Consider the following 13,958-nt stretch of genomic DNA (forward strand, 5'->3'; position numbering starts at 1 on the left):
CGCGCCCCGCCATTCCGTGAGGGCCCCTTCACCGCTCTCCCCTCGCGACCTCCCCGGCCATCCGTGAGGGGCCCCTTCACTGAACTGGGCCCCGGAAGTTGGACTGGTTATGTAGAGGTTAGGCGGCGAGGGTCTGGGCTCGGTATTCGGCTGGGCTGAGGTCGCCGAGGGTGGTGGAGATGCGGGTGGTGTTGTACCAGTCGATGTAGTCGTGCAGTGCCGTGGTGAACGTGTCGACGGTGTCGAACGTGTTGTGGTGGAAGAGTTCTTCTTTGAGGTGGCCGAAGAAGTTCTCGGCGACGGCGTTGTCCAGGCAGGTGGCGCGGCGGGACATCGACTGGGTCAGGCCGGCGTCGGCGAGCAGGGTGCGCCAGGAGGCGTGCTGGTATTGGAAGCCCTGGTCGGAGTGCACCAGCGGGCGGGCTCCGGCGGGCAGGGTCGCGATCGCGGCGCGCAGCGAGGAGTTCGTCAGCTCCAGCGTCGGGGACGGGCCGCAGGCGTAGGCGACCACGGACCGGTCGAACAGGTCGATCACGGGCGAGAGGTAGAGCTTGCGGTCGCGGATGCGGAACTCGGTCACGTCGGTGACCCATGTGGTGTCCGGGGCGTCGGCGTTGAACTGGCGGTTGAGCAGGTTCGGCGCGGTCGTGCCGGGCCGCCCGGGCCAGGACCGGCACCGGCGCGGCCGCCGGACCTGGCAGGCCAGGCCGAGGGCGTTCATCAGCGTGCGCACGGTTTTCTTCGCCACCCGCCAGCCGTCGCGGGCCAGGACCGCGTGGATCCGCCGGTGCCCGTAGCGGCCGCGGGCGGCCTCGAACGCCTCGGCGATCGCGGCCTTGAGCCCGGCGTGCGGGTCGGGCCGGTCCAGGCGGGCCTGGTGGTAGAAGAACGTCGACCGGGCCAGGCCCGCGACCGCCAGCAGCACCGGCAGCGGATAGTCGGCCTTGAGGGCGGCGACGGCCTGGGTTTTCACCCTCGCCCCTGCTCCCTCAAGGCCCGCAATTTTTTTAGGTAGGCGTTCTCCGCCGACAGCCGCAGGTTCTCCGCCCGCAACCGCTCCAGCTCGCCGGGACCCGGCGAGTCCGCGACACCGGGCGGACGGCCTTTCGGCTTGGGCCGCAACGCGTCCTCGCCCTCGCGCCGATACGCCCGCGCCCAGTTCTCCACGAGTTTGGGCGAGGACAGGCCGTGCTCGCGCGCCAGCTCGGCCGCGGTCGCCTCGCCGCCGACATACCGGCGCACGACCTCCAGCTTGAACTCGAACCCGAACGACCGCCTGCCTGGCTTGTTCATCAGCGCTCCCGCGCTCCGCAGCCTCCAACGATCACGCAAGCGTCGCACGGCACCCGCCGACACCCCCAACCGGGACGCCACGGCCTTCGCGCCATACCCGTCCTCGAACAACGCAACAGCGGACGCCCGCTGCCACTCAGACAACGAACTGCGTGGATGCAACGAACCACTCCCCGGACAGCCGGAACTGGATTCCCAGTCCAACTCCCGGGGCGCAGTTCACACGGACATAGATTCCCTCAAGGAGCCCTTCACGGACCACCCGTCGTCGCCGCGCTGCACCCAATGCGGCCTTCGGTGCATCCCACGCACCCGATGCGGCGTTGGGGCCCTATCCCCAACGCCGACCCGCCCAGTCCCGCCAACGCACCCAACTCAGCCAGGCACCCGACTCGGCCGCCCGCCCAAGCCTCGCCCCCAACCGCGACCGCCGCACCCCACGCGACCAGGCAGCCAGCCCCCGCCCTGCACCCCGATACGAAGCCTCCCTGCGGTCTGGGGGTGCTTGTCAAGGCATCTTTCCCGCCTTGACAAGCACCCCCAGACCGTCAGCACACTCAGGCTTCGGGGTGCCCCACGCACACACCCACCTGCAATGTCGCCGCCAGGCGACGAGCAGCCCCAGGGAGGACTCACCCACCCACCACAGCCCAACCCCCCATCCGCTCCGCAACCAACTCCGCAAACCCAGGAAACTCCCCCAGCGCCACCCGACCCACCCCACCCGGCCCAGCGACCCCACCAGCATGCCGAACCCGAACAGTCACGTAATCCGGCCGATCCCCACCGTCATGCCAATGCCGCACCCCCGCCGGAACCGTCAGCAAATCCCCCGGCTCGCACAACACGGCATGCACCTCACGCCCAGCATGCAGATACCAGACCGCCGACCCCCGCACGAAGAACCGGTCCTCCGCCCCGCCCCCACAACGCTCGACCCGCCCCGGCTCCCCAGCGACGACATCCACCGCGTGATAACCGACCCCGCCGACCCGGGAATCAATCAACTCCCGATACCGCGCCAGCACCCCAGCCTCGGTATCCGCAGCCTCGCCGACCACCGGCCACCGAGCGAACCCGGCGCCAATCCGCCCCAGCTCGGCGACGATCGCCCCAGTGTCCTCGGTCCGCAGCAGCACATGCCCGGGCTGATCGTCAGGCCACACGGTCAACAGCGTCATCGCCGCCCCCTTCTCCTTGAAGAGGATCAACCGACGACGCATCCCGATGTTCCCGCCCCAACCTCCGCCGGGCAGAAAGTGGCGACGTTCACTCAGGCGCCGCTGACCGGAACACTCACGCCTGCCGCTCGCCCCGAATAGTCCGCCGCAGCCGCGGCACCCGCTCCGCCAGCGTCCGCTCCCCGCCCCGCTGGGTCGGCTCGTAATAGTCCCGCCCGACGAGCTCGTCCGGCGGGTACTGCTGAGCCAGCACGCCCTCCGGCACGTCGTGCGGGTACCGGTACCCCTGGGCGTTGCCCAACTGCTTGGCCCCCGCGTAGTGCCCGTCGCGCAGATGCGGCGGCACGGTCCCGATCGCCCCCGAACGGACGTCGCTCAACGCCGTATCGATCGCCGTCACCACAGCATTCGACTTGGGCGCGGTGGCCAGATGGATCGTCGCCTGCGCCAGCGCGAGCCGCCCCTCCGGCATCCCGATGAACTGCACCGCGTGCGCCGCCGCCACCGCCGCCTGCAACGCGGTCGGATCCGCCAGCCCGACGTCCTCGCTCGCGTGCACCACCAATCGCCGCGCGAGGAACCGCGGATCCTCGCCCGCCTCGATCATCCGCGCCAGGTAGTGCAACGCCGCGTCGACGTCCGACCCCCGGATCGACTTGATGAACGCACTGATCACGTCGTAGTGCTGATCGCCGTCGCGGTCGTAACGGACCGCCGCTTTGTCCACTGTGGACTCGACCACGGCCAGATCGATCGTCTTGTTCTCCGTGGCGGACGCCGCGTCCGCAGCCGCCTCCAGCGCGGTGAGCGCACGCCGCGCGTCACCGCCGGCAAGCCGCACGATGTGCGCCCGCGCATCGTCGGTCAACGTGAGTTCCCCGCCGAGCCCGCGTTCGTCAGTCAGCGCGCGCTCCAGCACCGCCACGATGTCGTCGTCGGTGAGCGGTCGCAGCTGCAGCACCAGGGACCGCGACAACAGCGGCGACACCACCGAGAACGACGGGTTCTCCGTGGTCGCCGCCACCAGCAGCACCGTGCGGTCCTCGACCGCTCCGAGCAGCGCGTCCTGCTGGGTCTTGGAGAAGCGGTGCACCTCGTCGATGAACAGGACGGTGTTCTCGGTGTTGTACTGCCGGCGCCGCCGTGCCTCCTCGATGACGCCGCGCACCTCCTTGACGCCCGCCGACAGCGCGGACATCGCGACGAACCGGCGTCCGGTGGCGATCGACACCAGGTTCGCCAGCGTGGTCTTGCCGGTGCCGGGCGGGCCGTAGAGCAGCACGGACGCCGGGGCGGCCCCCTCGACCAGCCGGCGCAGCGGAGCCCCTTCCCGCAGCAGGTGCTGCTGGCCGACCACCTCGTCGAGCGTGCGCGGCCGCATCCGGACCGCGAGCGGCGACGTCGCCGGGTCGGCCTGCGGTTCGGCCTGGTTCGCTCCGGAGGGTTCCGGCGGCGGCCCCACGTCGGGGTTCACCGTGAAGAGTTCGTCCTGTGCCACACCGACGACGGTATCCGACCACCCCGACAATCCCGCTCGCCCGGCCCCGCGGCGCCGCCGGAGGGGCAGACTGGGGCGATGGTCTCTTCCGTCGCGGTGTTGTCCGATATCCACGGCGTGCTGCCCGCCCTCGACGCGGTCCTCGCCGAACCCGACGTCCAAGCCGCCGATCTGGTGGTCCTGTGCGGCGACCTCGCCGCCGGACCGCTCCCGCGGCAGACCCTCGACCGGCTGCTTTCGCTCGGCGAGCGCGCGGTGTGGGTGCGCGGCAACGCCGATCGCGAACTCGTCACGCTCGCGGGCGGCGGCCCCACCAAGATCCCGGATCCGATCGGTCCGTGGGCGGCGACGCAGCTGCGGCCGGATCAGGTGAAGCTGCTCGACGGATTGCCGTTGACGGTGACGCTGGAGATCGACGGGCTCGGCGAAGTGCTGTTCTGCCACGCCACTCCGCGCGACGACGAAGAGGTCGCGCTCGTGGACAGCCCGCTGTCGCGCTGGGCGGAAGTCCTGGACGGCGTCACCGCGGAAACCGTGGTGTGCGGGCATACCCACATGCCGTTCCTGCGGTTGGCCGACCGGTGCCGGATCGTGAACCCGGGGAGCGTCGGGATGCCTTACGGGACAACGGGTGCACACTGGGCAAGGCTCGGTCCCGGGGTCGAATTGCGGCGCACCGCCTACGACGCGGAGGTCGTGTGCCGGGAGTTGGCGGAAGCGTCGGAGTATCCCGGGATTCAGGACTGGAACGACTATTTCGTACGGAATCCGGCGTCGGACGCGGAGGCGTTGCGGGTGTTCAGCCCACGCGCTCGCGGAACGAGCGCCACATGATGACCGCGGCGTAGGGCAGGAATTCGCGTCCGCGCCGCCACAGCCAGGGCACGCCCTTCGCTACGAGCCAGCCGACATGGGCGGCGGCGCTTGGCTCGACGCCGCCGGAGCAGATGAGGCTCACCGGTTCTGGCACGGCGAAACCGGCTGCTGCGGCCAGGTTCGTGAACCCTTGGGCGAGCATGCGGTGGCCCAGTTCGGAGGGGTGCAGGCGGTCGACGCTCCAGACTGTGAGGTCATAGGCGCCGGGCAGCGTGTCGAGGTTCAGGCAGGCGATGCCTTCGGTTTCCACTACGCGGTCGATGGCCTCGTTCAGTTCCGCGACGCGGGCGCTCAGGGCTCGCTTCAGCGACGGCGGCAGGCGGAAGACCTTGCTGTGGTCGTGGAAACGCACCGGCAGGACGGTGGTCCCGATCGCGGTCAGCTCGCGGACGATGGCGGTGAGGTCCGCGGCGACGTTGTCCGGGTTGAAGTCCGGGCGGAGAGTGTCGTTCATGCCGACTACGACCAGGGCGACGTCCGGGCGGTGGGCGATCGCCAAGGGGAGCTGCTCGGTGCGGACGCAAGCCATGCGGGCACCGGTGAAGGACGGGTTGAGGTAGCCGGTTTCGTCGATGCCGAGTGCTTCCGCGACCAGCGGGCCTACGCCGCGCCATCCGCCGCGGTTGGGGAGGGGATCGCCCAGGCCTACGGCGGTGGAGTCGCCGAGGATCACCAGGCGTTCGGCTCGGCGAGGGGACGGCTGAGGGCGGACGGGGGCCGGGATTGGCTCTGGGGCCGGGGTGACTCCGACGCTGATCACGGTCACGCCCAAGACCATCCGGTATGGAGGCTCACCGCTGGTGATGGGGAGGTAACGCGGTATGGACGGAGGTGGGAACTTCCGGTACTCGGGGTCTGGTTTGGGTGGTTGGGGCGGGTCTGGGCCTGGGTCTGCTCGTCGCCTGGCGGCGACGTTGCAGGTGGGTGGTGCGGTGGGGCACCCCGAAGCTGATTGTGCTGACGGTTCGGGGGTGCTTGTCAAGGCGGGAAAGATGCCTTGACAAGCACCCCCGAACCGCAGGGAGGCTTCGTATCGGGGTGCAGGGCGGGGGCTGGCTGCCTGGATCGGTGGGTGCGTTGGTTGCGGTTGGTGGTGGGTGTGCGCGGCTTGAGTAGGTGGTTACGTCGGGTTCGCGAGGTGCGGTTAGCGGCGATGGGGCCGGTCCGTGAAGGGGCCCTTCACGGACGGCGGAGGGCGGTGAGGTCTCAGCGGAAGGCTGGGTAGAAGGCCAGGTCAGCGTGCGGGCCCAGGCGGGCGGCTAGGGCGGCGGCGACTCGGGTGGAGTGTTCGGCGACTTCGGTCAGGCGCGAGTAGCCGGCGTGCCTCGCCAGTTCGCGCCACCAGGTGACCAGGGCGGCCTCGCGGCTGACTGGGGTGGCGTGCCTGGTCAGGTCCAGGTGCGGCAGCAGGTCTCGGGTGATTTGCCAGACTTGCAGCATTTCGCTGATGGTGAGTTGCTTCGCCAGTTCGACGTCGTCGGCGAAGGAGGGCCATACGTCGACGATTTCGGCTCGCCAGGCGGCGATCATCGCCTCGCTCATGCCTGCGGGCAGCGCCATCGCGCGCGGGTCCGACACGAACGGCAGCCGGAGGCAGGAGGCGTCGACCAGTGCCGTCCGGACCCGGCCGCGTTCGAAGTCCAGGAAGCGGACTCCGGAGCCGGTGACCAGGTTGTTTTCCGGGGACAGCTCGACCGGGCTGAACGCGCGGAAGGCGGCCGACCGGGCTTGGGCGATGGCTTCGGCGACGCGTTCGCGCACTGCTTCGGGGACCGGCACGTCGAGCAGCTCGGAGAGGAGTTCTTCGACGTCGTCGGCCAGACCCGCCAAACCGTCGTTGTCGGTTCGGACCGGGCCGCCCAGGCGGCGCAGCAGGGCGTTGAAGTCGGCTTCGCGGCTGGCGGTGCTGGCGTGCAGCCGGCCCAGCGAGCGAGCCCAGGACAGGAGTGCTCGTTCGGCTGCCCGGGAGTCGCGGGCGGTCAGCTTGTCTTGCAGGGTGGGTGCGCGGCCCAGGTCTTCGATCACCAGCACGCGGTGGCCGCCGTCGTGGGCGAGGAGCTCCGGGCACATCCGCTCGTCCGGAGCCAGTGCGGTGAAGAGCTGGTAGCTCACCGCTTCCTGGGCGAACGGATCGGGCCGGCCGGCTTCCGGCGGGTCCGGATAGTGCTTGACCACCAGCGTGCGCGGCAGCGCGAACGAGGACGACACGACGCGTGCCCGGACGACCGTCGCCGGGCCGCTTCCGGAGAGGTGCTCGGGCGAGACCAGCGTGATCGCGCTCCCGAACCGGCGCGTGAGCACCGCCTCGCCCGCCGCGACGGCCGCGGCGACGGCGAGTTCCCCGGCTTCCGCCCGGACTCCAGCGTCGCCGGCGGAGGAGGTGTCGACTGTCATTGTCACCGACCCTACTCGTGACTGAGCAACCATGACCACAACGTTCCGGGCGCCGGGACGCGCCCGGAATCACCCACGGGAAAGCGGACGCAACAACGCCGCGGAACGTTGCTTGCGTCGGCGAAGGATCAGCACAATGGCCGCAGCAAGAACGATTCCGAAGAGGTTGACCAGCAGCTGCAGCACCGAAAAACCGGCCCGGTCCCAGCGCCCGGCGACCGCCGCGACCATCGCGTAACCGGCCGCGGGCACCGTCGTCACCGAAATGAACACGCCGACGAGCGCGGCCGATTTCGCCGACGTCATCGCGAGCATTCCGGCTGCCCCGGCGAGCAATGCCACCACGAACGACGCGGGTCCGACCTGATACACGAAATCGACCTGATGATTGTTGACGATCGCGTGCGGGTCGAAGAGGCCGGCCCAGCTGCCGAGCAGCACGCCGAGCAGCGTGATGGCCATGGCGACCGGGAACCCGCCGACCAGCGCGACCGCGGCCCGGCGCACCAGGTCCCAGCGGCGCAGCACGACGCCGACCGCGATCGCGGCGAGCGGGCCGAACTCGGGGCCCACCACCATCGCGCCGACGATCGTGACCGACGAGTCGGTGAGCACGCCGACCGCGGCGAGCAGGCACGCGAAGGCGAGGAACGCCTGGAAGGTGGCGTTCCACCGCGATTCTTCGCCGGTGCGGCCGAGCAGCTCCTGCCACACGACCGCGTCCGCGCCTTCGCCGGGAGCGGCTTCCTCGGCCGCGTCGGCGGCATCGGACAGCGCTGTGTCCAGCGATTCCATGGTGATGCCGCCGCTGCGGTCGAGACCGAGCTCGCACAAGGCGTCGACGATGTCGTCGGCCGCTTCCCGCGCGACGTCCGCCTCGATGAGGTCGCCCTCCGGCGAGACGGACGCCCCGCGGTGCACGATCAGGTGGGCCGCGCCCGGGTGGGTGCGCAGCAGCTCCAGCGTCTCGACAGTGTGCTCCGGCGGGCAGATTGCCCTGAGGTGCAGCACTAGCCCACCCCGCCCCGCCAGCCGCCCTCAACGGACATGCTGCGCGTGGCCACTACTTTTCCTGTGCAGCAGCCGGTTTGTTCTGCGGGACAGCCGGTTTCGCGTCGATCCCGGCTTCCTTGCGCTGCTGCGCGGTGATCGGCGCGGGCGCCGCGGTGAGCGGGTCGTAGCCACCGCCGGTCTTCGGGAACGCGATCACGTCGCGCAGCGAATCGGCCTTGGCCAGCAGCATCACGATGCGGTCCCAGCCGAACGCGATGCCGCCGTGCGGGGGCGCGCCGAACTGGAACGCTTCGAGCAGGAAGCCGAACTTCTCCTGCGCTTCCTCCTCGCCGAGGCCCATCAGCGCGAACACGCGCTTCTGGACGTCCTCGCGGTGGATACGGATCGAGCCGCCGCCGATCTCGTTGCCGTTGCAGACGAGGTCGTAGGCGTAGGCGAGCGCGTTGCCCGGGTCCTGCTCGAACTTGTCGATCCACTCCGGGGTCGGCGAGGTGAACGCGTGGTGCACGGCGGTCCACTTGCCGGAGCCGACCGCGACGTCGTCGCCAATGTCCTCGACCGGCGCGAACAGCGGCGCGTCCACGACCCACACGAACGACCAGGCGTCCTCGTCGATCAGGCCCAGCCGGCGGCCGATCTCGTCGCGCGCGGCGCCGAGCAGCGGCTGAGCGGCGGAAACCTTGCCCGCGGCGAAGAAAATGCAGTCGCCCGGCTTCGCACCTGCGGCTTCCGCGACGTTCGCGCGCTCGGTCTCGGACAGGTTCTTGGCGACCGGGCCGCCGAGCGTGCCGTCCTCGTTGACCAGGACGTACGCCAGGCCCTTGGCACCGCGCTGCTTCGCCCACTCCTGCCAGGCGTCGAGCTGACGGCGCGGCTGCGAAGCGCCGCCCGCCATGACGACCGCGCCGACGTACGGGGCCTGGAACACGCGGAACGGCGTGTCGGAGAAGAAGTCGGTGAGTTCGGTGATCTCGAGGTCGAAGCGCAGGTCCGGCTTGTCGGAGCCGTACTTCGCCATCGCCTCGCGGTAGGTGATCCGCGGGATCGGGGTTTCGATCTCGTGGCCGATCAGCTTCCAGAGCGCCTTCACGATGGCTTCGCCGACCGCGATGACGTCGTCCTGCTCGACGAAGCTCATCTCGATGTCGAGCTGGGTGAACTCGGGCTGCCGGTCGGCGCGGAAGTCCTCGTCGCGGTAGCAGCGGGCGATCTGGAAATAGCGTTCCATGCCGCCGACCATGAGCAGCTGCTTGAACAGCTGCGGCGACTGCGGGAGCGCGTACCAGGAGCCGGGCTTGAGCCGCGCGGGCACGAGGAAGTCGCGGGCGCCTTCCGGGGTGGAGCGGGTCATCGTCGGGGTCTCGATCTCGACGAAGTCCTGCGCGTGCAGCACCTCGCGCGCCGTGCGGCTGACCTCGCTGCGCAGCCGGATCGCGGCCGCCGGACCGCTGCGGCGCAGGTCGAGGTAGCGGTACTTGAGCCGGACCTCCTCGCCGACGTCGACCCGGTCGTCGATCGGGAACGGCAGCGGAGCGGCCTCGGACAGCACTTCCAGCTCGGTGGCCAGCACCTCGATCTCGCCGGTGGCGATGTCCGGGTTCGCGTTGCCCTCGGGACGCCGCGACACCTCGCCGACGACCTTCACGCAGAACTCGGAGCGCAGCGCGTGCGCGCGCTCGGCCATCTCGCCCTCGCGGAACACGACCTGCGCGACGCCGCTGGCGTCCCGGAGGTCGATGAAGATGACTCCGCCGTGATCGCGCCGCCGCGCCACCCAGCCGGTGAGGGTGACGGTCTGACCGGCCTGTCCGGCACGCAGAGTGCCGGCTTGATGAGTGCGGAGCACTGCGACTGCTCTCCCTAGGTCCACGAGGTTCGGGTGCGGCGGGTGTGCGGGGTGAGCCGAACACGCATTTCGCCGGATACAGAGGCTAACGAACCCGGTGCTGAGGGGTGCGGGCAGGTTTGGGTCGGGGGCGACGGGGGTTCGGTTCGGGAGGGCTCGGTGGTGGGTGGCGGCTCGGTGGTGGGCTGGCTCGAGCCGTGGCGCGGAACGACGGCGGGTTCGGGCGGCAGTGCGGGCTGGCGAGTGCGGGTTGCGGGCTGATTCAGCGGCCGTTGCTGAGATGCAGCCCGACGATCGGTCGCGCGACGGGTTGGGGGGCATCGAGGGCTCGCCTCACCAGGCGCTCCCTGGACAGTTGCAGTCGGGCGCTTCCCGCTTCCGACGGAAGTCTGGCCGCTGCGGGTCACAGCAACCGCAGCTGTTCTGCCTCCTCCGTTCGTTGCGCTGGTACCTCAGTCCCCGCCTCCCCTGACGGGTCCGGGTCCGGGTTCGTCCGGGTTTCCGAATGCGCTCGAGGCGCCCGAGGGTCCAGGCCGTGCCGCCGCAGCAACGGGCCGACCACTGTGGCCAGTCGTTCTCGGTAGCCGCGGTCGACGTAGCTTCCTCGGGCGTACAGGCGTCGGTAGCGCGGCGCCAGTTCCGGGTACTCCCGTTTCAGCCACGCGGCGAACCACTCCCGCGCGCCTGGTCGGAGGTGCAGGGGCAGCACCGTCACCCTGGTGGCTCCGGCTTCGGCCAGTTGGGCGAAAAGCGGGTCCAGGGCCTCGGGCGAATCGGTCAGGTACGGCAGCACCGGTGCGACCATCACCGAGCACGGCAGACCCGCCGCAGCGGCCTTGCGGATCAGGTCCAGCCGGGCTCGCGGGGTCGGGGTGCCGGGTTCGAGTCGCCGTTGCAGGTCGCCGTCCAGCAGGGCCAGCGACACGGCCAGGTGGACCGGGACGTCCTTTCCCGCCGACTCCAGCAGCGGCAGGTCCCGGCTCAGCATGGTGCCTTTGGTGAGGATCGACAGCGGCGTCCCGGAGTCCGCGAGGGCGCGGATGATTCCGGGCATCAATCGATACCGCCCCTCGACGCGCTGGTACGGGTCGGTGTTCGTGCCCATCGCGACCGGTTCGCGTTGCCAGCTCGGCCGTTTCAGTTGCGCCGCCAGCACTTCCGGCGCGTTGACCTTGACCACGACCTGGGTGTCGAAATCCCGGCCGGCGTCGAAGTCCAGATACGTGTGGGTGTTCCGGGCGAAGCAGTTGTGCGACACCATGCCGTCGGCGATGAAATCGCCGGTGCCCGTCGTGATGTCGAACAGCGGCAAGTCCACCCCCGTCGGCGCGACGCTCGTGACGGTGCGCCGGACGCCGCCGATCACGGTGCCGTCCAGTGAGCGTTTCCATGCGACCGCCGGGTCGACCAGGTGCAGGAACCGCAGCACCTCGCCGGTGCCGCCGGTGAGCCGCGCTTGCCTGCGGCCGGGGTGCTGACGGTGGCCGACGGTGTCGTAGCTGAACGAGAACCGGTCCAGTGCGGCGAACAGCATGTCCACCACTTCGTTCTCGTCGTGCGCGATGGAGAGCGTGCCGCGCCGGTAGCCGCCTGCGAGGTCAAATAGCCCGGCCAAAAATCCACGAGCCCAGTGGGCGTCCGGCTCCCGGGGGATCCGCATGAAGCCCACTGACGAGCCGAAGTCGGGCAGGTACGTCAGTGCTCGCGTGGCGGCGTCGGATTCCGCGGCGAACCCGCCTGAGCGCAGCATGCCGCACAGATACCCGGCCCGGTAGCCGAGCGTGTCGTCCGGCGTGCGGACGAACCGGCCGCCGCCGACCAGTTCTGTGCCCGGTTCCAGATGCGGTCGCTGCGCGGTGCCGAGTATGCTGCCGGTGACGTACTTCCAGCCGCGCGCGCTGAGGAACCGGTGGTCCGGCCCGGCGACGATCCGCGTGCCGTCCTCGAGCGTGACGCGGTACGCCGGGCGCACCGTGGTCCAGTGCGCGAGCACCTCGGTGGGCACGAGCCTGCGCGCGACGCCGTGTCCGCGCGTGCCCATGATCCGATCGCCCACGCGCAGTTCGGCGATCGGCTTCGTGCGGCCGTCCGCCATCAGCACCGGCGTGTCGCCTTCGAGGCAGTACGTGCACGCGTGCGAGCACCCGCGATACGGGTTGACCGACCACCGGAACGGCACCGCGGACGATTCGGGCACCCGGTTCAGGACGGACCGGGCCCGCACCTCGTGAAAGGTGACGCCGTCGAACTCCGGCGGCCGCACCGAGCGCACGAAATCTCCGAAGGCACCGAGACCCGGGAGTGCCGGCTCCTCCTTCCCCGCTCGCAACTGTTCCCAACGCACCCCTACAGTCGAACACATGTTCTAAAGCACTGTCAAACATATGTTCGAACACCCCTCGAACGAGCGAGGCCGGACTCAGCCGGAGAACCGCTCCAGCGCCCGGATCTTGTTCGTCGCGTCGAGGGCCGCCACCTTGTACGCCTCGGACAGCGTCGGATAGTTGAAGACCGCGTCCACCAGGTAATCCACCGTGCCGCCGCAGCCCATCACCGCCTGGCCGATGTGCACGAGGTCAGTCGCGCCGGTGCCGAAAACGTGCACTCCCAGCAACTTCCGGTCCGTCGTCGACACCAGCAGCTTCAACATCCCATAGCTGTCCCCGGAAATCTGGCCGCGCGCGAGTTCCCGGTACCGCGCGATGCCGACCTCGTACGGCACCGACGAAGACGTCAGCTGCGCCTCGGTCGCGCCGACGTACGAGATCTCCGGGATCGTGTAGATCCCGATCGGCTGCAACGCGCCGATGTCGTTCGCCGGTTCGCCGAACGCGTGATATGCGGCGAGGCGGCCCTGGTCCATCGACGTCGCCGCCAGCGCCGGGAATCCGATCACGTCACCGACCGCGTACACGTGCTCGACCGACGTCCGGTAGTGCTCGTCGACCTCCAAGCGGCCGCGCCGGTCCGCGCTGAGGCCCGCGTTCTCCAGCGCCAACGCGGCCGTCATGCCCTGCCGTCCCGCCGAGTACATCACCGCGTCCGCCGGGATCCGCTTGCCGCTGACCAGCGTCGTCACCGTGGCGTCGTCGGAGATCGCGACGTTCGCGACCTTCTCCCCGAACCGGAACGTGACGCCGAGGTCGCGCAGCTGGAACTTCAGCGATTCCACGATCTCCGGATCGCAGAAATCGAGCATCTGGTCGCGCTGCTCGACCACGGTCACCCGCGAACCGAGCGCGGCGAACATCGACGCGTACTCGATCCCGATCACCCCCGCGCCGACCACGACCAGCGAGGACGGGATCGCCTCCAGCGCCAGGATCTCGTCCGAGTCGAGCACCCGCGCGGCGTCGAAGTCGACGTGGTCCGGGCGGGCGGGACGGGTGCCGGTCGCGATCACGACGTAGTCGCCGGTGATGGTGCGCCGGTCGCCGCGGTGTTTGCCGTCGACCAGGACGGTGTGCGGATCGGCGAACGAACCGACGCCGCCGATCAGATCGACGTGGTTGCGCAGCAGCTGCGCGCGCACCACCTGGACTTCGCGCCCGATGACGTGCTGCGTGCGCGCCATCAGGTCGGCGATGGTGATGTCCTGTTTCACCCGGTAGCTCGCGCCGTACAGCTCGCGCTGGTTCATCCCGGTCAGGTACAGCACGGCTTCGCGCAGCGTCTTCGACGGAATGGTGCCCGTGTTGACGCACACGCCGCCGACCATGTCCTGCCGGTCGACGACGGCGACTTTCTTCCCCAGTTTCGCCGCCGCGATGGCGGCTTTCTGCCCTCCCGGGCCCGAGCCGATGACGATGAGGTCGTACTCGTATTCGCTCACGGCCCTGAGCCTGCGCACCCGCGC

General features: G+C 70.0%; 11 protein-coding genes and 1 pseudogene. 1 reads left to right on the top strand and 11 read right to left on the bottom strand.

All coding sequences use genetic code 11. From position 1 onward, the window contains the following. Positions 1 to 118 precede the first annotated feature (118 nt). From ATK30_RS05525 to ATK30_RS05535, 5 genes and pseudogenes are all read right to left on the bottom strand, one after another. The gene (locus ATK30_RS05525; RefSeq protein ID WP_244194528.1) at positions 119 to 973 is read right to left on the bottom strand and encodes an IS3 family transposase; all 855 of its coding nucleotides are present in this window, start codon (positions 971 to 973) and stop codon (positions 119 to 121) included. Continuing rightward, complete coding sequence (locus ATK30_RS46025; RefSeq protein ID WP_101438641.1) at positions 970 to 1,293, bottom strand: helix-turn-helix domain-containing protein; 324 nt, start codon at positions 1,291 to 1,293, stop codon at positions 970 to 972. The genes ATK30_RS05525 and ATK30_RS46025 overlap by 4 nt, the downstream gene beginning before the upstream one ends. Before the next feature lie 33 nt (positions 1,294 to 1,326). Continuing rightward, positions 1,327 to 1,497: pseudogene (locus ATK30_RS47240) on the bottom strand (helix-turn-helix domain-containing protein); the annotation flags it as partial. Positions 1,498 to 1,925: 428 nt separating this feature from the next. Next, complete coding sequence (locus tag ATK30_RS05530; RefSeq protein WP_158242453.1) at positions 1,926 to 2,474, bottom strand: cupin domain-containing protein; 549 nt, start codon at positions 2,472 to 2,474, stop codon at positions 1,926 to 1,928. 115 nt (positions 2,475 to 2,589) lie between these two features. Further along, entirely contained in the window at positions 2,590 to 3,972 is a 1,383-nt protein-coding gene (locus ATK30_RS05535) for a replication-associated recombination protein A (protein WP_101434613.1), read from the bottom strand. A gap of 78 nt (positions 3,973 to 4,050) precedes the next feature. Between ATK30_RS05535 and ATK30_RS05540 the strand changes: the two genes are divergently transcribed. Beyond that, positions 4,051 to 4,806 carry a metallophosphoesterase family protein gene (locus ATK30_RS05540; protein ID WP_101434614.1) on the top strand — a complete coding sequence of 252 codons (756 nt, stop codon included), beginning with the start codon at positions 4,051 to 4,053 and terminating at the stop codon, positions 4,804 to 4,806. On the opposite strand, the gene ATK30_RS05545 is transcribed toward ATK30_RS05540, so the two are convergent. From ATK30_RS05545 to sthA, 6 genes are all read right to left on the bottom strand, one after another. Further along, a complete protein-coding gene (locus tag ATK30_RS05545; RefSeq protein WP_101434615.1) occupies positions 4,772 to 5,626 on the bottom strand; it encodes an SGNH/GDSL hydrolase family protein in 855 nt (284 codons plus the stop codon). The two genes, ATK30_RS05540 and ATK30_RS05545, sit on opposite strands and share 35 nt — an antisense overlap. Positions 5,627 to 6,054: 428 nt before the next feature. Beyond that, complete coding sequence (locus ATK30_RS05550; RefSeq protein ID WP_101434616.1) at positions 6,055 to 7,242, bottom strand: phosphotransferase; 1,188 nt, start codon at positions 7,240 to 7,242, stop codon at positions 6,055 to 6,057. 69 nt (positions 7,243 to 7,311) lie between these two features. Continuing rightward, positions 7,312 to 8,253: a DUF389 domain-containing protein gene (locus tag ATK30_RS05555; protein WP_101434617.1), complete on the bottom strand. Its 942-nt coding sequence runs from the start codon at positions 8,251 to 8,253 to the stop codon at positions 7,312 to 7,314. Positions 8,254 to 8,305: 52 nt separating this feature from the next. Then, positions 8,306 to 10,102, bottom strand: coding sequence for an aspartate--tRNA ligase (gene aspS / locus ATK30_RS05560; protein WP_101434618.1), 1,797 nt, complete (start codon positions 10,100 to 10,102; stop codon positions 8,306 to 8,308). Between the two features lie 403 nt (positions 10,103 to 10,505). Continuing rightward, the gene (locus ATK30_RS05565; RefSeq protein ID WP_101434619.1) at positions 10,506 to 12,464 is read right to left on the bottom strand and encodes an intein-containing Rv2578c family radical SAM protein; all 1,959 of its coding nucleotides are present in this window, start codon (positions 12,462 to 12,464) and stop codon (positions 10,506 to 10,508) included. Between the two features lie 57 nt (positions 12,465 to 12,521). After that, positions 12,522 to 13,934: a Si-specific NAD(P)(+) transhydrogenase gene (gene sthA / locus ATK30_RS05570; RefSeq protein ID WP_167441838.1), complete on the bottom strand. Its 1,413-nt coding sequence runs from the start codon at positions 13,932 to 13,934 to the stop codon at positions 12,522 to 12,524. Positions 13,935 to 13,958: the final 24 nt, after the last annotated feature.

This window comes from Amycolatopsis echigonensis (genome assembly GCF_002846615.1).
Taxonomy (GTDB): Bacteria; Actinomycetota; Actinomycetes; order Mycobacteriales; family Pseudonocardiaceae; genus Amycolatopsis; species Amycolatopsis echigonensis.